Annotated in this window: 20 protein-coding genes; 19 read left to right on the top strand and 1 reads right to left on the bottom strand. The window is 46.3% G+C overall.

The annotated features are described in order from the left end of the window. Window positions 1–30: 30 nt before the first annotated feature. The gene (locus M3212_RS05910; RefSeq protein ID WP_251193034.1) at window positions 31–894 is read right to left on the bottom strand and encodes an MBL fold metallo-hydrolase; all 864 of its coding nucleotides are present in this window, start codon (window positions 892–894) and stop codon (window positions 31–33) included. Window positions 895–1,030: 136 nt separating this feature from the next. On the opposite strand from M3212_RS05910, the gene M3212_RS05905 reads away from it, so the two are divergent. From M3212_RS05905 to M3212_RS05815, 19 genes are all read left to right on the top strand, one after another. Continuing rightward, window positions 1,031–1,453, top strand: a complete 423-nt coding sequence (locus M3212_RS05905; protein ID WP_251193033.1) for an organic hydroperoxide resistance protein — start codon at window positions 1,031–1,033, stop codon at window positions 1,451–1,453. A gap of 347 nt (window positions 1,454–1,800) precedes the next feature. Then, the gene (gene dgoD / locus M3212_RS05900; protein WP_251193032.1) at window positions 1,801–2,949 is read left to right on the top strand and encodes a galactonate dehydratase; all 1,149 of its coding nucleotides are present in this window, start codon (window positions 1,801–1,803) and stop codon (window positions 2,947–2,949) included. A 110-nt stretch (window positions 2,950–3,059) separates the two neighbouring features. Further along, the gene (locus tag M3212_RS05895) at window positions 3,060–4,010 is read left to right on the top strand and encodes a sugar kinase (protein ID WP_251193031.1); all 951 of its coding nucleotides are present in this window, start codon (window positions 3,060–3,062) and stop codon (window positions 4,008–4,010) included. A gap of 23 nt (window positions 4,011–4,033) precedes the next feature. Beyond that, window positions 4,034–4,675, top strand: coding sequence for a bifunctional 4-hydroxy-2-oxoglutarate aldolase/2-dehydro-3-deoxy-phosphogluconate aldolase (locus tag M3212_RS05890; RefSeq protein WP_251193030.1), 642 nt, complete (start codon window positions 4,034–4,036; stop codon window positions 4,673–4,675). A 263-nt stretch (window positions 4,676–4,938) separates the two neighbouring features. After that, complete coding sequence (locus M3212_RS05885) at window positions 4,939–6,234, top strand: lactate racemase domain-containing protein (RefSeq protein ID WP_251193029.1); 1,296 nt, start codon at window positions 4,939–4,941, stop codon at window positions 6,232–6,234. Between the two features lie 26 nt (window positions 6,235–6,260). Continuing rightward, window positions 6,261–7,268 carry a C-terminal binding protein gene (locus tag M3212_RS05880; protein ID WP_251193028.1) on the top strand — a complete coding sequence of 336 codons (1,008 nt, stop codon included), beginning with the start codon at window positions 6,261–6,263 and terminating at the stop codon, window positions 7,266–7,268. Between the two features lie 468 nt (window positions 7,269–7,736). Further along, entirely contained in the window at window positions 7,737–8,810 is a 1,074-nt protein-coding gene (locus M3212_RS05875) for a TRAP transporter substrate-binding protein (RefSeq protein WP_251193027.1), read from the top strand. A gap of 304 nt (window positions 8,811–9,114) precedes the next feature. Then, window positions 9,115–9,639: a TRAP transporter small permease gene (locus tag M3212_RS05870; RefSeq protein WP_251193026.1), complete on the top strand. Its 525-nt coding sequence runs from the start codon at window positions 9,115–9,117 to the stop codon at window positions 9,637–9,639. 12 nt (window positions 9,640–9,651) lie between these two features. Continuing rightward, entirely contained in the window at window positions 9,652–10,929 is a 1,278-nt protein-coding gene (locus M3212_RS05865) for a TRAP transporter large permease (RefSeq protein WP_251193025.1), read from the top strand. Window positions 10,930–11,261: 332 nt separating this feature from the next. Next, complete coding sequence (locus M3212_RS05860) at window positions 11,262–12,608, top strand: hypothetical protein (protein WP_251193024.1); 1,347 nt, start codon at window positions 11,262–11,264, stop codon at window positions 12,606–12,608. Between the two features lie 29 nt (window positions 12,609–12,637). Then, a complete protein-coding gene (locus tag M3212_RS05855) occupies window positions 12,638–14,809 on the top strand; it encodes a dihydroxy-acid dehydratase domain-containing protein (protein WP_251193023.1) in 2,172 nt (723 codons plus the stop codon). 22 nt (window positions 14,810–14,831) lie between these two features. Then, window positions 14,832–15,779: a U32 family peptidase gene (locus tag M3212_RS05850; RefSeq protein WP_251193022.1), complete on the top strand. Its 948-nt coding sequence runs from the start codon at window positions 14,832–14,834 to the stop codon at window positions 15,777–15,779. A 101-nt stretch (window positions 15,780–15,880) separates the two neighbouring features. Beyond that, window positions 15,881–16,654, top strand: coding sequence for an IclR family transcriptional regulator (locus tag M3212_RS05845; RefSeq protein WP_251193021.1), 774 nt, complete (start codon window positions 15,881–15,883; stop codon window positions 16,652–16,654). A 24-nt stretch (window positions 16,655–16,678) separates the two neighbouring features. Beyond that, window positions 16,679–17,578 carry a fumarylacetoacetate hydrolase family protein gene (locus M3212_RS05840; protein WP_251193020.1) on the top strand — a complete coding sequence of 300 codons (900 nt, stop codon included), beginning with the start codon at window positions 16,679–16,681 and terminating at the stop codon, window positions 17,576–17,578. A gap of 136 nt (window positions 17,579–17,714) precedes the next feature. Continuing rightward, window positions 17,715–19,181 carry an alpha-ketoglutaric semialdehyde dehydrogenase GucD gene (gene gucD / locus M3212_RS05835; protein ID WP_251193019.1) on the top strand — a complete coding sequence of 489 codons (1,467 nt, stop codon included), beginning with the start codon at window positions 17,715–17,717 and terminating at the stop codon, window positions 19,179–19,181. Window positions 19,182–19,558: 377 nt separating this feature from the next. Continuing rightward, the gene (locus tag M3212_RS05830; RefSeq protein WP_251193018.1) at window positions 19,559–20,536 is read left to right on the top strand and encodes a 2-hydroxyacid dehydrogenase; all 978 of its coding nucleotides are present in this window, start codon (window positions 19,559–19,561) and stop codon (window positions 20,534–20,536) included. A gap of 10 nt (window positions 20,537–20,546) precedes the next feature. After that, complete coding sequence (locus M3212_RS05825; protein WP_251193017.1) at window positions 20,547–21,416, top strand: fumarylacetoacetate hydrolase family protein; 870 nt, start codon at window positions 20,547–20,549, stop codon at window positions 21,414–21,416. 40 nt (window positions 21,417–21,456) lie between these two features. Further along, window positions 21,457–22,626 carry an iron-containing alcohol dehydrogenase gene (locus M3212_RS05820; RefSeq protein WP_251193016.1) on the top strand — a complete coding sequence of 390 codons (1,170 nt, stop codon included), beginning with the start codon at window positions 21,457–21,459 and terminating at the stop codon, window positions 22,624–22,626. A gap of 304 nt (window positions 22,627–22,930) precedes the next feature. Beyond that, window positions 22,931–24,091 carry a D-alanyl-D-alanine carboxypeptidase family protein gene (locus tag M3212_RS05815; protein WP_251193015.1) on the top strand — a complete coding sequence of 387 codons (1,161 nt, stop codon included), beginning with the start codon at window positions 22,931–22,933 and terminating at the stop codon, window positions 24,089–24,091. The last annotated feature ends 50 nt before the right edge of the window (window positions 24,092–24,141 follow it).

Genomic DNA, 24,141 nt, shown 5'->3' with positions numbered 1-24,141 from the left:
GCAGGTGGTTTTGCTTCCCTGCCCCGCCCGTTAATGAAGCTCATTGTCGACATAGCGACCGTGGTCCGGGATCGCCCGTTCGGCAAAATGCTCAACGAGCTGGCCAAGCTGGTCACGTAAGTCCGCTCCGAACATAGGGAGCCCATGACCTGTAACGGCGACTGACGGCTCAAGTGCTGCTAATTTGCGAACAGACTCCCATGCTGCCGGCCAATCGGTTGTAAGATAGCGGGGTGGACCGCTGATTTCGATTGTTTGAGTAAGGACTTTGTAAAGAGAGTCCTGCCTTACTGTGACAAACGCATCGCCAGCGATCAAGGCCCGATCCTGCTCGCGGAAAAAGGAGACATGACCTGGTGAATGGCCGGGGGTGTGAATCCATTTCCAGTCTGCTAAAAAAGGAATGCTACCATCTTGCGGTAAGGCCTTTATCCGACTTGAGAGGTTAATTCCCTCATTTGGGAAAAGGGGAGAAAGCTTGGCAATAAGTCCGCCTTCCACACTTCCGTCCGGCTCAGGATAGTCGGCTTCTCCGGTGAGGAAGGGAAGCTCGGCCTCATGCGCATAGACGGGAACATCCCACGTTTCAGCAAGCTCGACCACCGTCCCGACATGGTCAAAATGACCATGAGTAAGCAGAATCGCTCTCGGGGCGGTCACCTTGCCAAAGGAATCGCTGAGAAAGTCATAAATATGCTCCGCCGATTTTGGCATACCGGTATCAACGAGTACCCATTCCTTTTCCATGTGCGGATTGCCGATAAAGCAGACATTGACAATTTGGATCGGCAGACAGTACAGGTCATCGGCTACGCGCTGACTGACCCCGTCCGTCAGGGAAGTCATCGGAATGTAGGGAAACGGGCTCTCGGATGAGGTGACTTTTTGCTTCATATTTTTCCTCCTTGTGTACAAGCTATAGAAGTAGTGTGTGACGCTTCGTCGATAAATATGTCATGTTTGAAATCGCAGCATGTCGTCAATACAAAAGAAGAGAACAATTTTAACCAAGCTGAAGGAGGGAATGGAAATGGCGAATGTGAAATTTACCGCTCAGGCAAAAGCTGTCGGCGGAAGAAACGGAAAAGTGACATCCGACAATGGAGTGATTGATCATAAGCTTGTGATGCCCGCAGGTACGAGCTCTTCGACGGAAGGGACGAATCCAGAACAATTATTCGCGGCAGGCTATGCGGCGTGCTTTGACGGTGCGCTGAATTTAATCGCCTCAAAGGAAAGGAAAGAGATCGAGTCGGAGCTGGAGGCGAAGGTAAGCTTGTTAGAAGATCCGGCTGACAACGGCTTTAAGATCGGCGTTGTCCTCCATGCTCATATTAAAGGGGTAAGTCAAGAAGAAGCGGAGCAGCTTGTTGAAAAAGCACATCAATTCTGTCCCTATTCAAAAGCGACACGCGGCAATATTGATGTTGAGCTGAAAACAACTGTCGAATAATTCAGGAGCGGACCGCCGCGCTCTTGCAAAGCCCGTTGGGAGTTGTTTCTCATAACGGGCTTGTTGTGCGTGCAGCCCATCACGGCTACATGCGAAATCGTTTTGCCTCCTCCTCTTTTCAGGCAAAAGCCAGCCAGTTTACGAGCGGCTTTCTAAAAAAATTAATCGATCATATTGCTTTTACAAACATTTTCACCTACAATTAAGTTAAATGAAAGCGCCTTATTTTGTCTTGTTTTCAAGGCTATTCTTCTTACATAATTTCAAAAACTTAGTTTTATAATGTAGAATTTTTCTAAGGAGCCTGAGAAGAGATAGGTAAAAAGGGAGAAAAGGAGATTACGAGAATGAAAATTACGTCACTTGAATGCTTTATCGTTCCCCCACGCTGGTGTTTTTTAAAGATTGAAACAGATGAAGGAATCGTCGGCTGGGGTGAGCCGGTCGTCGAAGGGAAAGCCAATACAGTAAAAGAGGCCGTAAACGAGATGGCCGACTTTTTGATCGGGAAAGATCCTCTGCGGATTGAGGATCACTGGAATGTACTTTATCGCGCCGGTTTTTATCGCGGCGGTCCGATTTTAATGAGCGCGATCGCCGGAATTGATCAGGCGCTATGGGATATTAAGGGCAAATATTATAACGCGCCTGTTTATCAATTACTCGGTGGCGCTTGTCGTGATTCGATTCGCGTTTACTCTTGGATAGGCGGGGACCGCCCGAGCGACGTCGGGAAAGCGGCAAAGGATATCGTTGATGCCGGCTTTACAGCGGTAAAAATGAACGGAACAGAAGAAATGCAGTACATCGATTCCTATGACAAGGTTGACGAAGTCGTCGCCCGCATTGCCGCCGTTCGGGAAGCCGTAGGAAACAGCGTCGGCATTGGCATTGATTTTCATGGACGAGTCCATAAGCCGATGGCAAAAATTTTAGTAAAAGAGCTTGAACCGTACCGGCCAATGTTTATTGAAGAACCGGTGCTTCCGGAAAATAACGAAGCGTTAAAGGAAATTGCCAAGCATACGAGCACACCGATTGCCACCGGCGAAAGAATGTTTTCGCGCTGGGATTTCAAGAGCCTGCTGGCAGACGGTTATGTTGATGTGATTCAGCCGGATCTGTCCCATGCAGGAGGCATCACAGAATGTAAGAAAATTGCCTCAATGGCTGAAGCCTATGATGTCGCGCTGGCGCCGCATTGTCCACTCGGACCGATTGCCCTGGCATCATGCCTGCAGGTTGACGCGACTGCTCATAATGCGTTTATTCAGGAGCAGAGTCTCGGCATTCATTATAATGAAGGAAGCGACTTGCTTGACTATATTACCGATCAATCTGTTTTCCAGTATAAGGATGGTCATGTTCAGATTCCACAGGGACCTGGTTTAGGGATTACAATTAATGAAGAAAAAGTACGGAAAATGGCTGATGAAGGCCACCGCTGGAGAAATCCTGTTTGGCGTCACCGCGATGGTTCAGTCGCTGAATGGTAATACGAGAGAATGAGGCTCGTGCCGGCGTGTAAAGGTGGCTGTCTCCTAAGTGTGGAGGCAACCTTCTTTCCACTGCGAGGCATGATTTACTTAGAAAACGGGGGAGTCATATGGATATTGTTACCTTAGGTGAAACGATGGTGCTTTTCACTCCTGATTCGACTGGATTGATGAGATATGCGAACAATTTTTCGCGGAAGTTTGGCGGCGCGGAATCAAATTATGCAATCGGTCTGACTCGGTTAGGCCATAAAGCCGGCTGGATCAGCCGGGTTGGTGATGATGAGCTTGGGAAAGCGATGCTCTCATTTATTCGCGGTGAAGGAGTCGACGTCAGTCAGGTGAAAGTCGATGACAGCGCGCCGACCGGGATTTATTTCAAGGAAATCCGCAGCGCCAATGAAGTGAGAGTTCAGTATTATCGCAAAGGCTCGGCCGCTAGTCAGCTGAGTAAGGAGGATATCCGGGAAGAATATATCGCCCAAGCGAAATATCTTCATATTTCCGGCATTACACCTGCCTTAAGTGAAAGCTGTCATGAAGCGATAAAAGAAGCGATCGCGCTCGCCAAAAAGCATGATGTGAAAATCATCTTTGATCCGAATTTGAGAAAGAAGCTCTGGTCGGAGGAAAAAGCGCGCCGTGTGCTGCTTGATCTTGCTACACAGGTTGATATTATTCTTCCGGGAATCGACGAAGGAAAGTTTATGTTCGGTGAGAGTGACCCTGAAACACTCGGCCGCCTCTTCCTCGATCAAGGTGCTTCCCTGGTCATCTTAAAAGTAGGTGCCAAAGGGGCTTATTATTTTACGAACGAGGAAAGCAAGCTTGTTCCAGGCTTTAAGGTAGATCAGGTCGTGGATCCGGTCGGTGCTGGAGACGGCTTTGCCGCAGGCTTCACATCCGGGCTGCTTGATGGGCTTTCGATTGAGCAGGCTGTCCAGCGCGGAAATGCGGTCGGAGCAATGGTCACAATGATTAATGGAGATGTCGAGGGACTGCCTGAAAAATATGAGGTGGAGAACTTTATGAATGCGACGGGAGAAGACGTCAGCAGATAATACAAAGGCAAGGGGAGGATTACATGGAGCTTTTAAATCAAATTAAGGAAAACGGAATCGTCGCAGTCATTCGTGGCGCAAAGCCGGAGAATATTTCAGCGATTTCTAAAGCATTGAGCGAAGGCGGGGTCAAAACATTCGAGATTACCGTTGAGACACCGAAAGTGCTGCAGTTAATTGAGCAAGTCTCGTCCGAATTAGGTGATGATGTCATCGTCGGAGCGGGTACAGTGCTCGACGCGGAGACGGCGAGGGCTGCCATTATGGCCGGAGCGAAATTTGTCTTTTCACCTACTGTCGATACAGAGACGATTAAATTAACGAAGCGTTACGGTGTCGTGAGCATTCCAGGAGCGATGACCCCGACAGAGATTCTTCGGGCCTATGAAGCTGGCGGCGATATTATTAAAGTTTTCCCTGCGAATGCCTTTGGACCGAGATATTTGAAGGATGTTCACGGTCCGCTGCCTCATATTCCTCTCATGCCAACCGGCGGAATCGACCTGGATAATGTCGGGGAATACATTAAGCATGGCGCGGTTGCTGCCGGAGTCGGCAGCACGCTTGTCAATACGAAAGTCGAAATCAACGAGGCGTATTTGACTGACCTGACGAAAAAAGCAGCCGCATTTGTCGAGGAAGTACAGAAGGCAAGAGGAAATTAAGCGAGCCATGTCGAATTGAAAAGTGTTTATCAACGCTTTTTTAACGGGGGAGGCGGAGCTGTTTCATCTGTTTGCCGCCTGACAGAAGGGATGTGCCAAAGAATAACAGCCGGCGGCACACCCCTTTCTTCAAGTCAAACAGAAGGTCGCTGTTTTCGCCAAACTCTCAGCTGAAACACTCTTTTGAGTGGAAGCGTATTCAATCGTTTTTCAGAAATCTTGTAATCTTTTGTATGGTGTCACAAAATGCGGAGGTGTAGAAAATGTTAAATCAAGAATTGAATGTAAAGCTTGCAGGCGGCTATGAGCTTGATCTTCCGAAAATGTACCTCGTTAAGCAGAAGTTTGATCAGGCGAAGCTTGAGTCAATTCCGGCAGCGGTCAAGCAGGAAATCGGCAAAGAGAGTATTAAGCGCACTGTGAAAAAAGGAGATTCCATTGCGGTCGCGGTCGGTAGCCGGGGAATTGCCAATTTATTTGAAATCGTCCGTGCCGTCGTCAAAGAGCTGCAAGGGCTGGGCGCTGTGCCATTCGTCCTGCCGGCAATGGGCAGCCATGGCGGAGCGACGGATGAAGGGCAAAAGCAGGTGCTGGCAAGCTATGGCATCACCGAAGAATCTATTGGAGCCGAGATTAAGTCAAGCATGGAAGTCATTGAGCTTGGAACGACGGAAACAGGGATGCCGGTCTATCTGGACAAATATGCTTCAGAAGCTGATTCGATAGTCGTCATTAACCGGGTCAAGCCGCATACCGATTTTAAAGCTGACTATGAAAGCGGCTTGATGAAAATGATGGGAATCGGACTGGGTAAGCATAAGGGTGCGACTAAAATGCACTCGTATGGCTTTGATCAGTTTGAACGTGTCATTCCTGAAGTCGGGAATTATGTACTGGCGCATAGCAAGATCATTTTCGGAGTGGCGATTCTCGAGAATGCCTACGACAAAACAAAGAAAATCGAAGCAATCCCCGCTGGCGAGATTGCCTCGCGTGAAAAAGAGCTTCTCGTTGAAGCAAAAGCCTTGCTGCCAAAAATTCTTGTGCCTGAAATTGATGTGCTTATAGTGAATGAAATCGGCAAGGACATTAGTGGATCAGGGATGGACCCTAACATTACAGGAAAAGTCGGCTCTGGCCTGCCGGGATTTGAAGCGCCGCCAATTCAAAAGGTCATTGTCCTTGATTTGACGGAAAAAACTCACGGCAATGCGTGCGGAATCGGAATGGCGGATGTGACGACAAGACGTCTTGTCGAAAAAATTGATTTTAACTATACCTATGCCAATTCCATTACTTCGACTGTGCTTGAACCGGCGAAAATTCCGGTTGCGATGAATAATGACAAAGAAGCGTTAGTAGTAGCTTTACGCACATGTAACCGCATCACCATACCTGAAGCGAAAATTGTCCGCATCCACAACACGCTTGAGCTTGGTGAAATCATGGTTTCAGAAGCTGCTTATCAACTAATCAAAGATCAGGAAAACATTGAGTTAATCGAAGGGCCTTTCCCGCTCTCGTTCGATGAGAACGGCTTTATCAATGACAACATGTAAAAGAGATAAAAAAGGAGATGGAAGAGATGAGTAAGTTTAATGTATTAATTACGGACTTTGAATTTGCGACACTGGCACCGGAGGAGGAAGTGCTTGCTACGGTCGACGCTACGCTCGTCCGTTCACAATGTAAGACGGAGGACGAGGTAATCGCTGCGGCAAAGGAAGCGAATGCCGTCGGTCTCATTAATCAATACGCTCCAATTACGCGAAAAGTAATCGAAAGTCTGCCTAATCTTAAAGTCGTTTCAAGATACGGAGTCGGCGTCAATACAATTGACATCGCCGCGGCTAATGAACACGGTGTAATCGTCGCCAATGTGACAGACTATTGCATGGATGAAGTTTCTGATCATGCCTTTGCCCTCCTTATCTCATGTGCCAGAAAGGTAGTGGAATTAAACCAGGCTGTGAAAAACGGAAACTGGGATTATAAGGTCGGTGTGCCGATTTTCCGTTTGCCTGGTCGGGTGCTCGGCTTAGTTGGATTTGGAAAGATTCCGCAAACGTTGGCAAGAAAGGCGCAGGCTTTTGGAATTAAGGTCATTGCCCACGATCCATTTGTACCTGCGGAAGTAGCGAAAGAAATTAATGTCGAGCTTGTTGACTTAAATGAGCTTTGTGAACGTTCCGACTTTGTTTCCGTCCATGCGCCGCTCATTGAAGCAACGCGCGGGATGATTGGTGATGACCAATTTAAAGCGATGAAGAAGGAAGCGTTTATCATTAATACGGCACGTGGTCCGGTGATTGATGAGCAGGCGCTGATCCGCGCGCTTGAAGCAGGAGAAATTGCCGGTGCAGGCTTAGATGTATTGGAAGAAGAACCGATTCAGGCTGACAATCCATTGCTGAAAATGGACAATGTGATTTTAAATCCGCATGCTGCCTGGTATTCAGAGGAATCTCAGGATGAATTAAAACGAAAAACAGCTCAGAATGTCGCTGATGTTCTCGGAGGATTCTATCCGACTTATTTGTTCAACCGTGATGTAAAAGAGAACGTTCAGCTTAAGGAAAAAGAAGTAAAGTAATTTGATGAAAAAAATTTTAGTGTTCTTTGAGCTGGATGAATAAACCTTGTAAAGAAGCGATAGTAATACTCTTTTTACAGCAGGAGAGAGTGTGGATCTCAAAAGCGGATTAAGAAGGTTTTTCCCCTTCTTAATCGCTTTTCTCCCTGAAAATAGTTGTCTATGAAAGATTATTGAATAAATTATCACAAAAAATATTTTTTTTGAAAAAAATTTTCTAAAAAGATCTTGCCTATTATTTTAGGATGGGGTATTATGTAAGAAGTTGATACGGTAGCGCTTTCAAGCGATTTATCCGGGAAGGGAAACAACCTCTTTTTTAAATGTGAATGTAAGCGTTATTATTTCTATTCTCGTAATAACGAAAGATATTCAGAGATTAATTTCACTAAGGGGGTGGGGGGAGACCGGTAAGCTTGCAAAGTATTATTGGAGAAAGATATAGAAATTTGAGGAGGGTTAATTCGTATGAAGGTGAAATTGATTAGTTTATTGATGGTATTAGTCTTATTTTTAGCAGCTTGTGGAGGTGGCGGAAACGATCCGGCACCGGCAGATAACGGCGACGCGCCTGCTGAGACAGAAGGCGGCGAAGATGCGGCAGCTGGTTCCGGTGACAAGAGAGTTATCCGTGTAAGTAACGGAATTAACGATCAGCACCCTGCGTATGAAGCATCTTTAAGATTTAAAGAACTTGTTGAAGAGCAAACAGATGATTTTGAAATTCAGGTGTATCACTCAGGACAAATCGCCGATGACCGTTCAGCGATTGAAATGCTTCAGTTAGGAACATTGGAAATTGTTGTAACATCAACATCGCCGCTTGCTAACTTCCTTCCGGAGTACGGAGTGTTTGATTTACCGTTTACAATTTCTGATCCGGCAACAGCTGATGAACTGCTTGATGGTCCATTCGGGGAAAAAATGTTTGGGTTGTTGGAATCACAAGGTCTTGTTGGACTTGCATGGTGGGAAAACGGCTTCCGTAACCTGACAAACAGCGTTCGTCCAGTTGCATCAGTTGATGATTTAAATGGTTTGAAGATCCGGACAATGGAAAATGAGATCCATCTTGATGCATGGAGAGAAATGGGTGCGAACCCGACGCCAATGGCGTTCACAGAGCTTTTTACAGCGATGCAGCAAGGAACAGTTGACGGACAGGAAAATCCTTATCCGACGATTGATTTAAGCCAATACGCTGAAGTGCAAGAGCATATTTCTGATACGAACCATGTTTACACACCATTCCTGTTTTTATTCAGTAAGTCGATTTGGGATGAATTATCCGCAGATCAGCAAACGATCATTCATGAGGCTGCGTTAGAGGCTGGATTATTCAACCGTGAGCGCAACCGTGAAGTAGCGGATGAAAGCTTGGAAAGACTGAAGGAAGGTATGACTTTCACTGAGATTACAGATGAAGAACGGGCTCGTTTCCAGGAAGCGGTTCAACCAGTAATTGAGAAGCATAAAGATTCCATTGGCGCAGAGATTGTCGATGAGTACCTCAATACGATTTCCGAGATTACTGGGGGTTAATGGGTCAATACGTTCTATGACATAACTGAATGAATGCCGCCCTGCCAGATGACAGGGATGTTGGAAGGATTTCCACAGTCCAAGATGTGACAGGCGGCACCGTTTAAAGTAGCAGCGAGCAGGACGAAACCGTTTCCCTGCTCGCTGAATACGATTGTGCAGGCTCCACTCGCATGTTAAAAGAGCTGCAGAGACAGCGCACATTGCTTCGGGCTTGTGCCAAAAGGGTGGATTTCCGCCCCTTTGGCACAAGCCCTTCGTTTCAACATCTAGGGATATTGTCAAATTAAAGAGGTGAAGGAAGATGAAGGCGCTACATTGGCTTGACGAGAATGCGGAAAAAGTGTTACTGGTTTTACTCTCAAGTGTGATGGTTATCGTGATTTTTGTTCAAGTATTTATGCGATATGTCATGCAAAACTCTCTTCCCTGGTCGGAAGAACTGGCACGGTATTGTTTCATTTGGGCCGTGTATATCGGGATCAGCTACGGCGTAAAGAAGCAGCGCCATATTAAGGTTGATGTTCTGCTGCTGTTGTTTAAGGACAAAGGGAAAATCGTGTTTAATATTATTTCAAATCTGTTATTCTTGGCTTTTGCGATTTTTGTAGTGATCTATGGCTACCGAATTTCTGAGCAGCTGCTCGCTTTTGGTCAAAAATCTCCGGCTAACCAGATTCCGATGGGACTTGTTTATTTAGCGGCTCCTTTTGGAATGGCTCTTACATCAATCCGGATTATCCAGAATTTGATTGCTCAATTTAAGGCCTTAATGGGTAAAGGTTCTTTTGATCCGAAAACAGAATTTGAGAAATTGAAAGAGGAGTAAGGGGGGAGACAGATGACGACAGCAGTTTTATTTGGAACGTTTGCGATCTTTTTGTTTTTAAGTGTGCCGATCGGGATTGCGATTGGTCTGGCAACGCTTGTGACGATTATTTATTCAGGATTCCCAATCGACTTTTTAACGAAAGAGCTTGTCACCTCGATCGATTCCTTTCCTCTTATGGCGGTCCCATTTTTTATCCTGGCCGGAGAGATCATGGGGAAGGGTGGAATCTCTGACCGTTTGTTCCGGGTAGCGAATGCGCTTGTCGGAAACAAAACAGGTGGCTTTGCGATTGCAACGATTATTACATGTATGTTCTTTGCCGCGATTTCCGGTTCTGGCCCGGCAACCGTTGCCGCAATCGGGGGAATTATGATCCCGGCGATGGTCCGGCAAGGATACGATAAAAGATTTGCGACGGCAACCGTTGCCGCAGCGGGTTCATTAGGGGTTATCATCCCTCCAAGTATTCCAATGGTCATTTATGGGGTAGTCGGCAGTACGTCGATCGGTGATTTGTTTATTGCAGGGATTATACCAGGTATTCTTGTCGGTCTCGCGTTGATGGTATATGCTTATTTCCATTCTCGTAAAAAAGGCTATACAGGTACCGGGGAAAAAACAAGTTTCGCTCTGATTGGAAAAGCAATCTGGGAAGCGAAATGGGCGCTATTGATTCCGGTGATCATTCTTGGTGGTATTTATGGCGGGGTTTTCACGCCGACGGAAGCAGCCGTTGTGGCTGTCGTTTACGGTTTGCTGGCGGGAATGCTTTTCTACCGTGAAATCAGATTCAGTGATCTTCCTAAAGTGATTGCTGATGCTGCACTGACGACCGCGACGATTTTAATTATTGTCGGAACGGCGACTGCGTTTGGAAAGCTGTTAACGATGGAGCAGATTCCGAATCAGATCGCAGCATGGATGCTATCAATTTCTGAAAGTCCGATTGTCATTATTTTACTCATTACGATTTTGCTTTTGATTGTCGGCTGTTTTATGGACACGTTAGCCGCAATTATTATCCTGACACCAATTTTATTGCCAATTGCTGTCAATATTGGTTACGATCCGATTCATTTCGGAATTATTATGGTCGTTAACCTGGCGATTGGTTTCATTACACCTCCACTTGGAGTTAACTTGTTTGTCGGTTCAGGGATATCGGGCTTATCGATTGAAACATTGTCAAAATCAATTATACCGTTTTTCCTGGCGATGTTGTTTACCCTGTTTATTGTCATTTTCGTTCCGCAAATTTCGCTGTTCTTAGTCGAATTGATGAAATAAAAATAGGGCGGAATTGTCAAAATTCTGTTGACACTTTCAGTTAAATATATTAAGTTATAAGAAATGAATTCGTTTACAAGAAGCCGGTTGCGACCGGTTTCTTGATCAGACGAAATGAAAACATCGTTTTGTATTATAAAACAAGGGGAAGGGTGATCGATTCGGTTCTTTCGGAACGTGGTTTGATATTATAAAACACGATTTCGTTCGAGCCATCATATCCATTAGCTATCGAGAAAAGAGGATAAGAATGAGAGATGTTGACGGATGTTTCATAGGGATCAGACAATTGGAAACCTTATGTGCCGCAGCTCGTAATGAAGGTAGATATGATGCTTCTTTTATATAGTAGTTTAGTTGCTTTATATATGCTGAATGTTTTTGTTCAAAGTCAGGAGCTTAATTATATTGTCGGCATTCTGGCAATTCTTTCTCTGATGTTTTCCTTTAAAGCGGCAAAAGGACTTTATAAAATTTCAGGGTTTCTGTTTCTGGTCATTGGGGCGGCTCTGTATCCTTTCATCGAACGACCGCTTCATCATGTACCGTTTTTGATGACGTCTACTGTCATTATTGTCACGATTATTCTGGTACTTCCTTTTATTAACAGTATTATTATCGTCGGACGCTATGATCAAAGCGTTAATCGGTTGCTTAAGGCAAAAACAAATCATCTGGGCCAGCTGTATTACCGTGGTTCATTTGTCAGCTTTTTGCTCGGGAGCTTCCTGAATATCGGCACTTTGCCTTTGGTTCATCATGTGCTCGAAAAGAACCTTAAGGAAAAAACGAAAAGGCTCAGATCCGTTTTTATCAGCCGCTCAATGTTACGGGGCTACGCACTTTGTCTCGTCTGGAGTCCGATGGAGGTACTGGTAGCTTTAAGCATTGATATGACGGGGGTTAACTATTTAACGGTTTTACCTTGGCTTTTACTCGTCTCGTTTTTGCTGCTGCTGGCTGACTGGGGAATTGGCTGGAGGTATAAGCGCTATGCGCTAGATGCCTATCCTGAACAAAATGGCCAGTCCCATTCGATCGACCGTAAAGTTGTGATGAAAATCATTGCTCTCGCCATCTATCTAGTGGTCTTTATTACCACTATTATTCTGGTGAAAAGGCTGGTAGAACTCAGCTTCCTTGAAGCGGTAGCGTTTCTGATCATTCCATATTCAATTCTGTGGGCCTCTACAATTAAGCGCTTACGGTCCTATGCTGCTTATAGTGTCGAGACGTGGAAGAAGCGTACGGCGAATTTGCAAAATTTTATGGTGTTGTTCTTGTCCGTCGGTTTTTTTATTAGTGTTCTTCGTGAATCCGGTTACATGGATGTGCTGCAGCGGCCTTTTATGGCGTTAGCGGATTGGCCGGTCCTGCTGTTTGTTTCAGTCCAGGTCATCTTTCTGGCGCTGGCAATGGTTGGATTTCATCCTCTAGTGACGCTCAGTCTTTTGGGAGAGGTGATCTACCCGGTACTGACAGCAATTTCACCACTGAGCATGGCTGTTGTTCTGATTACATCTAGCCTGGCGACGGTTATGGCCGGACCTTTTAATATTTCTGTGTCAATCACCGGTGTCCTGCTTGAAGAAAACCCGTACCGTATTTCGATCTGGAACATTGCGTTTGCATTTCTGTTTGGCGGGGCGGGGACAATCGTTGCTTTGTTCTTATTATGAAACGCCTATTTTAATAAGGAGGGGATTACATGGCATTATATCCTAAAATCGAAGGTTCAATTAATCCATATCGTGACAATGTCCAAGGAAAGGCCAATGAGCCGATTACTGTAGCGGGTCTGCTTGATCGTTCGAAGCAAATTCTCGGCCCAGCATATGAAGGGCCGCAACCGGATTGGTCGCTGGAGGAGATTTATAATCGCCTTGAAGAAAATGCTCCGCGTATCGCGATCATCGGCGGCTCCTCGGATCACCCGGCTCATATTATGGATTTCAAAACATCCGCCCATGCGGCAATCCGCATTTGGCAGAACGGCGGGGTTCCGTTCTATTTTTCAACGCCTGTTATGTGTGATGGAACAGCGCAAAACAATCAGGGAATGAGTTATTCTCTGCAAAGTAGAAATGCTGTTGCCCAGATGGTAGTGAACCAAATAGAAGCGCACAGTTATCACGGTGCCTTCGTTATTCAAGGCTGTGATAAGCAGCCGCTTGGTGTGGTAAGTGCGATGGCCCATTTGGATCGCCTGCGCCGCTACCGGGGAGAAGCACCGTTCTTTGCGACATTTGCCCCTGCTCATGTTTTGCAGGGCGGCACGATCCCGGAAGAGCTTTTCGCCGAGCTGGAGGAAGTCGCCAAAAAGGCGGAAAAGCAGGGAGCTGATGACGTCGCCTATGATTTGCGAGATGCGATGGATTATATTCTTCAATGTTCATCAAATACGGCTTTCCAGGGAGTACTAGAACGGGCTGTCGAAAGAGGATTAATTTCAAAAGCGGCCCATAAGGATTACGAGAAACGCCTAGCGGTTGCGACCTGTGATGGGAGCGGCGGTGTCTGCGCCTTCAACGGAACAGGAAACAGCTCACGTCACATTGTAGCCGGAATGGGGCTTGTACATCCAGCACTTGAGCTGTTAACGGAGTCTCCGAATCAGGAACAGGTTAACCAAGCGCTCGACAGTCTTGCTGTGATGATCAACAATCCGGTATTCGGCGCTTCCAACTTGATGGCGCGCAATATCCGCAATGCGATCCGGATACACAGCTCGTCAGGCGGATCAACGAATTTAATGATGCATGTCGTAGCAGGGATGCTGTACGGAGGTTACAAGTTCAGCCTCTGGGATTTAGATGAGATACACCACGCTCATCCCGTTCCGGATTTATTTAATTACAGCCTGACTGAAGGAAGAGACATTTTCTCACTGGCGATGCAGTGCTGTGACAGCGAAAGCCGCGGAATGGAAAGCCTGTTCTACGAGTTGCTGCAAAACGGTGTGCCAATGGATGTCGATGCGCCAACCGTTACAGGAACAACTTGGCGTGAGCGATTGGCAAATACCGATAATTTGGCTGCGGACAATGTCAAGGATAATCCGGTAATCTTGTCGAAGCCGCGCCGCCCGTTCAGTGGGGTGGATGTGCTGACCGGAAACTTCTTTGAAAGTGCGGTCGTCAAAATCAGCGGTATGACAACACCGCAGCTCGATCAATTTGATAAAAAGGCGGCCTTTGTCCTTTATTACGAAAATGAGGATGAAGCGAACCGCAATTTGCTGGACACAGAGCTTCTTACGAAAATAAAAACAGAAAAGCATTTTGCTCATGAAAACCTGCTTGCCCTTTTGAGAGAAAACGGATCGGAGCATTATGAAGCGTGGAAAAATGACGACTACGAAACGCTGTTTGATAAGATGGTCGAGGAAAGTGTCCTGAAAATCGCGATTATTGTTTCCGGTCAGGGACCTGTTGCTTTCGGGATGCCGGAGATGTTCACGCCGATGCAGCACATCAACGCCAATCGCAAGCTGAAACGCCTTGTTACTTTAATTAGTGATGGCCGTTATTCCGGGGTTTCCTATGGAGCGGCAATAGGTCATATGACGCCTGAGGCAAAAGAAGGCGGCGGTATTCTATACTTGCAGACTGGCGATCTTCTCTACTTAAGTCTGCGCGAGCGTAAAATCGAGTTTATTGATGAAGCGGCTTTCCGTGGAGGTAAACTGGAGTTCAAATTTGACCATATCCGCGAGGAACGGGCGGAGCTGGCGGAAACAAGACTGGCGTCGATTAACAAGCGTCAACGCCTAGTCGCGGCAAGCAACCGTTTAGCCGGTCATACGGACGCTGCAAATGGTGTAGTACCGTTTGCGGTTGCAGAAGAAGCAGTCCTTGACTATAAAACTGATATTGATTAAACACCTTAAGGAGGAATAAAAAATGGAAGAAACACGTCGATTTATTGAAAAGTTAGGATATCCTGCTACTGGGGGAAGCGAGCATCTACCAACGTCAACAAAAACATTCCCGGACGGAGCGCAATATCGCGTTGAACTACCAAGCGTAGAAGGCCCTGCTTCATTCGAGGCACTTGTTGAATCATGCAAGGAGTATGATGTGCATATTCACCGGATTTCTCAAGGGAGCGGAATCATGCTGCTCACCGACGAGGAGCTTGAGAAGATGGCTGAAATCGGAAGAAAGGAAAATCTTGAAGTCAGCTTGTTTGTCGGTCCGCGGGGAACATTTGATATCACGCCGATGCAGCATGCGAGCGCCGGGAAAATTGCCGGTCTGCGTTCTCAAGGGGTGGATCAGCTCATTTATGCAATTGAGGATATTAAGCGCGCTTGCCGCTTCGGTATTCGTAGTATTCTCGTTTCTGATGAAGGGCTTTTGGCATTAGTGAATGAATTTCGGAAAGCCGGCGAGCTTCCGGATGATTTAATTGTGAAAATTTCTGTGCAAATGGCTCAATCAAATCCGGTTTCGATTAAATTGATTCAGGATGCTGGAGCGGATACGTACAATGTGCCGACTGATTTAACATTGGCGAAGCTATCAGAAATCCGTCAGGCCATCGACATTCCGATTGATATTTATGTTGAAGCGCCGGATGATGTCGGCGGCTACATCCGTCATTATGAGATTCCAGAAATTATTCGTGTTGCCGCTCCTGTCTATATTAAATTCGGGCTTCGCAACTCGCCGAATATTTATCCGTCCGGCACGCATCTTGAAAGCACATCAATCGCTCTTTGTAAAGAACGCGTCCGTCGGGCGAAGATCGGTCTCGATTTACTGAAGCGTTACGCTCCAGAGCTGAAAACGTCTGAAAAGGGCGCTGAAGGCTTAGCCGTTCCAGTTCAGAAGGTTTCTGCGAACTAAGCTTCAAACCACAGTCTTTCCAGTGATATGCTTATCTTTTCGTGCTAACCATGCTATTATGAGGGAGAAAAGATAAGTATAACAGTAAGGGATGAACGATTATGCCAATTATTCAGTCTGTCGATCGGGCACTGCGGATTCTCGACCTTTTTGACGAGTATGAAACAGAGCTGAAAATTACAGAGATTAGTGAGCGGATGGTGCTTCACAAAAGCACGGTTCATTCTCTATTAAAGACGTTACAGAAGCATCATTATATTGAGCAAAATCCGGAAAACGGCCGCTACCGGCTCGGGATGAAATTGTTCGAACGTGGTAACTTTGTCATTCAGAGCCTCGACTTGCGGGCGATTGCGAAGGAGCACTTAGTTGAACTCTCTCGTGAAACGGGAAGGACGATTCACCTTGTTATCTTAGACGGCAAAGAAGGTGTCTATATTGACAAGGTGGAAAGCTCCACAGCATCCGTGCTTTATTCAAAAATCGGTCGGAGGGTTCCGATTCATAGTAGCGGGGTAGGGAAGGCGCTTGTTGCTTTTAAATCCGAAGCAGAACTTGAACAAATTCTCGAAAACTATGAATATACAAGGCAAACAGAGAACACGATTACGAATAAAGAAGATTTTCTGCAGGAAGTCAAGCTGATTCAGGAAAAGGGCTACGCGATTGACAACCAGGAAAATGAACCCGGTGTGTTCTGTGTCGCGATTCCTGTCAGAGATTACACCGGCCAGGTAGTGGCAGCAATCAGCTCATCAAGCACGGCGACCCAGTTAACGGATGATGAGCTGGACAAGAATATCGAAATTTTGAAAGCAACAGCAGTGGAGCTGTCGCGCAAGCTTGGTTACGGCTTCCAAACCACAAAAATATGAGTTCCAAATAGGAGGAAAACAATTATGAGAATTATTCGTTTTGCAGAAAATAATCAGGCGACCTTAGCTGCAGTTACAGATGAAGGCGCGGTTTATTCATTGCCACAGCAAGACTTTTTAGAGCTTGTCCAGCAGGCCGACGATAAAGGATTGACTCCGCTGCAAGTCGTTCAGGAACTGATCAAGGACAGCACGCCGCTCGCAGCTAAGCTGGAAGAGCTTACTCTGCTTGTTCCAATCGAAGCTCCGGAAGTATGGGCTTCAGGCGTAACGTACCAAAAAAGTAAGGAAGCGAGAAATTACGAAGCAACTGGCGGAAAGTTAGATGCGACCACGTTCTATGATAAAGTCTATGATGCGGAACGTCCGGAAATTTTCTTTAAGTCGACTGCTGCGCGGACGCAAGGACCGGATCAGGACCTTTACATCCGTTCTGATTCCAACTGGCAAATTCCTGAGCCTGAGCTTGGTCTTGTGATTGATAAAAATGGAAGAGTGCTAGGCTACACAGTCGGAAATGACATGAGCAGCCGTGATATTGAAGGGGAGAATCCACTCTACTTGCCGCAGGCGAAAGTTTGGAAAAACTCTTGCTCGATCGGACCAGCTATCCGCCTTGCCGAAACAGTCGAAGACCCTTATCAATTTACGATTACTTGCCGTATTTTCCGCAATGAGGAGAAAGAATTTGAAGGTTCGGCAACAACGGGTCAGCTTAAGCGCAAATTTGACGAGCTCGTTTCCTACCTTACAAGAGACAACGAGATTTTCGACGGTACTGTTCTTCTTACAGGTACTTGCATCGTGCCTCCAAATGAATTCACGCTTGGCGATGGAGATCGGATTGAAATTGAAATCTCTGGTATCGGTACGTTGAACAACCCGGTAAAGAGCCAGGTAAGAAAGGCTCAGGCTACATCATAAAAAAAAGCAAGAGAGAAAATAGCGGGATTTTATGAACTGATCTGAAAATTTTGAGTTCAGTCACTCGCTTCATCTATCATTTATTGTATAATAGAAATGTAGACTTATATTTTATCGAGGAAGGGTGTTTAATATCATGGCAGTAACAACGGAAGCAAAAACTTATTTGAACTATATTAACGGGGAATGGGTTGCCAGTTCAAGTGAGGAGGTCACAAAGAGCATCAGCCCGGCTAACAAGAATGAAGTAGTCGGCTATGTTCAGAAGTCTACAAAAGAAGACTTGGATAAAGCGGTTGCAGCGGCAAAGGCGGCTCAAGCTTCTTGGAGAAAGCTTTCGGGAGCGGCACGCGGGGAATTCTTATACAAGGTGGCAAACATCCTTGAAAAGAACCTTGACGATATCGCTGAAACAATGACTAGAGAAATGGGAAAGACACTGCCTGAAGCAAAGGGAGAAACAGCCCGCGGTGTAGCGATCCTTCGTTACTATGCAGGCGAGGGGCTAAGAAAGGTTGGCGACGTGATTCCGTCAACGGACAGCGAAGCTCTTATGTTCACAACCCGTGCACCGCTTGGCGTTGTTGGCGTAATCACTCCTTGGAACTTCCCGGTAGCGATTCCAATTTGGAAAATGGCTCCTGCTCTTGTTTACGGAAACACAGTTGTGCTTAAGCCGGCGGGTGAAACTGTCGTGACAGCTGCGAAAGTAATCGAGTGCTTTGCGGAAGCTGGACTTCCTGCAGGTGTTGTAAACATGGTGTCTGGGTCAGGCTCTGTTATTGGTCAAGGTATTATCGATCACCCTGATGTTAACGGTATTACATTCACAGGATCGGACCAGGTTGGTAAACAGGTTGGTCAGGGAGCATTAGCGCGCGGAGCAAAATACCAGCTTGAAATGGGCGGTAAGAACCCAGTTATCGTGGCAAATGATGCTGATCTTGATTTAGCGGTAGAGGCAACAATCAGCGGCGGCCTTCGTTCAACGGGTCAAAAATGTACCGCAACAAGCCGTGTGATCGTGCAAAGCGGTGTTTATGAAGAATTTAGAGAAAAGCTTGTCGCGAAAGTGAAGGAGCTGAAAGTTGGTGACGGACTTCAAGGTGACACATGGATGGGGCCTTGCTCAAGTGAAAGCCAGCTGAATACAGTACTTTCCTATGTACAAAAAGGAAAAGAAGAAGGCGCTACACTGCTTTACGGCGGAGAAAAAGTTCAGGGAGCGGGATTGGAAGAAGGCTTCTATGTACAGCCGGCAGTTTTTGATAATGTGAGCAGTGATATGGCGATCGCCCAAGAGGAGATCTTCGGACCAGTCTTAGCTCTTATGAAGGTTGAGACAATTGAAGAGGCTTTACAGGTGGCGAATGACGTCAAATTTGGATTAAGTGCCTCCATCTTTACGACAAACATTGGCAACATGCTTTCGTTCATCGAAGACATGGATGCTGGCCTCGTCCGGATCAACGCGGAAAGCGCCGGGGTAGAACTCCAGGCTCCGTTCGGAGGAATGAAGCAGTCAAGTTCGCATTCACGTGAGCAAGGTCAGGCTGCGATTGAATTCTTCACTTCGATTAAAACAGTATTTGTAAAAGGTTAAGTTTTACAGCAATCCATTGAAGCAGCAGACCCTTGCTGCTTCCTCCACGACAAGAGGGGGTGTGCCAAAAAGCTGGGTTTCCTTTTGGTGCACCCCTGAAGTGGCAGGGTGAGTCTGCTGTCTCATTTTGGAAGGCTTTTGAGACATTCCTCTCTTTTTCAAACATCAACAATCATTTCATATTTGTAAGGAAATGAAGCACAGTAACGCTCTTTTTTCATCCAGAAAAATCAGAATAATAAAAACTGTAAGCGCATAATAACAACCTATCACGCTGCGGTTCTTTTCTATCTATGTGGAGAGAGACATACATACTTAAATAGAAAAGAATTCGCCTGGCAGCGAAACCGATGATAGAGAAATGAGGGTGTAAATCTATGAAACCACGTGTATTTATAGACAAGCCGATTGCCGCTGATATTGAAAGCTTTATTCGAGAGCATTGTGAAGTGGAGAAGTGGGAGGATGCACACAATCAAAGCAGGCAGCAGCTGCTGGAGAAGCTGGAGAACGCCGATGGGTTATTAACAACAGCCGGTCGTCAAATCGATCCGGAATTGCTTGACCGTGCCGCGAATCTTAAAGTGATCAGCAATATGTCAGTTGGTTATAACAACTTTGATCTTGCTGAAATGAAAGCACGCAACATTATTGGCACTCATACTCCATTTGTACTTGATGATACGGTCGCCGATCTTGTATTTGCCCTGATTTTATCGACTGCGCGCCGGGTACCGGAGCTGGACAGCTTCGTCCGGGAAGGGAAATGGGGCAAAGTACCGGAACGGGCTATTTTCGGGGTTGATGTCCACCATGCCACCCTCGGCATTATCGGCATGGGCCGAATTGGCGCCGCCATTGCGAAAAGAGCAAAGCACGGCTTTGACATGAATGTGAACTATTACAGCCGTACACCGAAGCCGGATGTTGAAGAATCACTTGGCATCGACTATCTGGAACTGGACGCTTTGCTGCAGGAGTCGGACTACGTCGTTTTAATGACTCCTCTGACAAAAGAGACAGAGCATCTGATGGGAGAAGAGCAATTTAAGCTAATGAAAAATTCGGCGATTTTCATCAACGCTTCAAGAGGCGGTACGGTTGATGAACGGGCGTTAATCAAAGCATTGCAAACAGGCGAAATCAGAGCGGCGGGCTTGGATGTCTTTGCCGAAGAGCCGATCAATGAAGACAACCCGTTACTGCAATTAAAAAATGCTGTTCTTCTGCCGCATATTGGTTCGGCAACGGCAAAGACCCGCTATGACATGGCGATGCTTGCCGCCCAGGATCTCGTCCGGGCTTTAACCGGAGAACAGCCTAAGCATGTTGTGAAAGAACTACAAACACCATAGGAGGAAGAATATGATTACAGTTACGTTTTATAAGGATGATAAGCTCGTATTGGGAGTAAAAACAGACAAAGGAATTTTTGATGTACAAGCGGCTGCAAATGAGAACGCGCCGACAACGGTTGCCGAATTAATTGCACAAGGAGAAGCGGGCAAGCGCGCGCTTGAAGATTTAGTTGAAACGAATCAAGGAAATGATGCGCTGTTTCTTGCAGAAGATGGTCTGACTTTCGGTCCGTCGGTCCCGGCACCACAAAAGATTATTTGCGTTGGCTTGAACTACAAGCGTCATGCCGATGAATGTAATATGGCTTATCCGAAAGAGCCAATCATTTTCAGTAAATTTGCCAATACGTTAACGGCTCATAATGCAGAGGTGAAGCTGCCGACAAAAGGAAAAGAGTTTGATTATGAGGCAGAGCTTGTGATCGTTATCGGCAAAGAAGCGAAAAATGTATCAGAACAGGACGCGCTTTCCTATGTCTACGGTTACACAAACGGAAACGATCTTTCTGTCCGTGACTTGCAGTTTGTCAGCTCGCAATGGCTGCTTGGCAAAACGACAGATGACTTCTGTCCGATCGGACCATACCTTGTAAGCGGGGAGCATATCGACAATCCGGATAATTTATCAATTAAATTAAAGCGGAATGGAGAGCTGCGCCAAAACTCTAATACATCAGATTTAATTTTCAATACCTCTGAAATCATCAGCTATATTTCCGAACATATGACGCTTGTCCCTGGAGATATTATTTTAACGGGAACGCCTGAAGGGGTTATTATGGGGGATCCTGAAGGACAGCGTGACTGGCTAAAGCCAGGTGATGTACTAGAGGTTGAAATCGAAAACCTCGGCACATTAAAGACGTTTATTAAATAATAGCTGGGGAGAGTCAGTTCAGGAATAGGAGCGAAGAATAATGAGCATAGCATCGTATCAGCATTATATGCCCACGAAAGTCGAATGCGGAATCGGGTATGCGAGAAAGACAGGAGAAATTCTTAAGCCGCTTGTCTCAAAAAAAGTATTGCTCGTTACGGATCAGGGCGTACGGGCGGCCGGTCTCTTGGAGAATATTGAAAAGTCGCTGAATGATAGTCAGCTTGCTTATGATATTTTTGATGAGGTCGAACCAAATCCGAGTGCCGAAGTCGTGCAAAAAGGAGTCGCCTTTCTGAACGAGCACAATTGTGATGTTGTGCTGGCGATTGGCGGAGGAAGCAGCATTGATACGGCGAAAGCGATCGCGGCCATGGCGACGAATGAAGGGGATATCCTTGATTACGAAGGGGTCGGCGTGCTGCCGAAGCCGACGTTACCATTAATCGCCGTGCCGACAACGGCGGGAACGGGCAGTGAGGTGACGGCTTCGACGATTGTGACCAATAAGGAAACATTGTTTAAAACGGCGATCATCAGTCCTTATCTCTTCCCGAAAATCGCCATCCTTGATGCCGAGCTGACGAAGCATTGTCCGCAAGGCATCACTGCGGCGACGGGGATGGATGCTCTGACACATGCGATCGAGTCCTATACGTCGAAAACCGCTAATCCAATTAGCCAGGCGCTGGCGATACATGCCGTTAAACTGATTGGCCAGTATATTCAAAAGGCTTATTTTGTCGGCACTGATATGGAGAGCCGCGAGAAGATGCTTGTCGCCTCGATGATCGCAGGCTATGCCTTTTCGCAGTCGCGTTTAGGAAATGTTCACGCCATTTCTCATTCCTTCGGGGGTGTGTTTAACATTCCTCATGGAATTGCCAACGCGACATTATTGCCATTTGTGATGAAATATAATCTTCCGGCCTGCCCGGCTGAGATGAAGGATATTGCGGTCGCTTTAGGAAAGGATGTCACAGGCTTATCGGATATCGATGCCGGACAGCTGGCATTGGAGGCCGTGATCGAGCTGAATCACTCATTAGGCATTCCTGATAATATTAAAGACCTTGGCGTGACGCTGGACCGTCTTGATCAGCTTGTAAAAGATTCCATGCGGAGCGGAAATGTGTTAATCAATCCGCGGCTGACCCGTGATCAGGACATTCAGGCAATCATTGAAAATGCGTACTATGGCAGAATGTAAATAGCAGTACGGCCAGCAGAAAGCCCATTCTGAAGAAAGCGACTTCGGAATGGGCTTCTTCCTTTCTCTTTGACATTTTCACCTTTTTTGGCCGCCGTCCGGTTCCTGCTCCACCCAGATGTCGCAAAACAGTTTCTCTATTAGCGTAGCTAAAAGATAGAGAAGCTGTTTTTTTTATGTATAAAAGCAAGGAAATTGGAAAAAATGGGAGGTAGCAAACTTGGGATGTCTCATGCTCGTGGAGCCAAGAGGCAGCATTACCTGGGGACGAAGTATGATAATTTGAGATGGAGGTCGGATGGGGATGAAAAAAATTCTATCCAGTATGGTAAGTATTTGCTTGTTAGCAGGAATGATGGCGCCGGCTGTCAACGCCGCTGAAAAACAGATTGAACTGGCGGAGAATGCCACGTCTGCAATCGTAATTGAGCGTGATACAGGCAAGGTGCTTTTTGAAAAAAACAGTCATGAAAAATTACCGCCTGCAAGCATGACAAAAATCATGACAATGCTGCTCATTATGGAAGCGATTGATGAAGGCTCTCTTTCTTATGATGATACCGTTCGAACGAGTGAATATGCGGCTTCGATGGGGGGCTCGCAAATATTTTTAGAGCCGGGAGAAGAGATGACGGTTACCGATATGCTTAAAGCGATCGCTGTCGCTTCAGGAAACGACGCCTCTGTCGCAATGGCTGAGCATATTGGCGGTTCTGAGGAAGAATTTGTCAATATGATGAATGAAAAAGCGCGGGAACTCGGACTGGAGAACACTCATTTTATGAATTCAAATGGACTGCCTGCCGAGGATCATTATACGACCTCTTATGATTTGGCGATGATTTCGAAAGAGCTGTTGAAGTATGAAGATATTACAAAGTTCACAAGCATTTATGAGGATTACTTACGGGCTGATACAGACGATAAATTTTGGCTCGTCAACACGAATAAACTTGTGCGCTTTTATCCAGGAGTGGACGGATTGAAAACCGGCTTTACCCGTGAGGCGATGTATTGTTTAACCGCCACTGCGGAGAAAAATGACATGCGCGTCATTTCGGTCATTATGGGGGCACCGACGCCAAAGGAACGCAATGCCCAAATAACATCTATGCTTGACTATGCCTTTAATCAGTTCCAAACCCATAAGCTGTACGAGCGTGAGCATACATTGGCTGAGGTGGAGGTAAGCCGAGGCGATAAGGACATCGTCCCTGTTGTAACGTCTGAATCCGTTTCCCTGCTTACGAAAAAAGGGGAAACAATCGATGATGTAGTCGAACGTCTTGAGATTACTAGTGATTTACGCGCTCCAATCACAAAAGGCGATGAGGTCGGCGAGCTTGTCCTTGAAAAGAACGGGGAAGTTGTAAGTAAATCACCGGTCGTGGCAGGCGATGATATTGTTGAAGCGACATGGTGGACATTATTTAAACGAGTATTCTCGAAATTTGGAGCAGCATAGCACTGGTTTTGACAGCTTTTTACGAATGAGGACTAGTTTTGTCATCGGGC

The sequence above is a fragment of the Halalkalibacter oceani genome (assembly GCF_023715705.1).
Classification (GTDB): Bacteria; Bacillota; Bacilli; order Bacillales; family Bacillaceae_D; genus Halalkalibacter; species Halalkalibacter oceani_A.
Note: the sequence above shows the minus strand (reverse complement) of the source record. Positions and strands in the feature narration are given on the sequence as shown.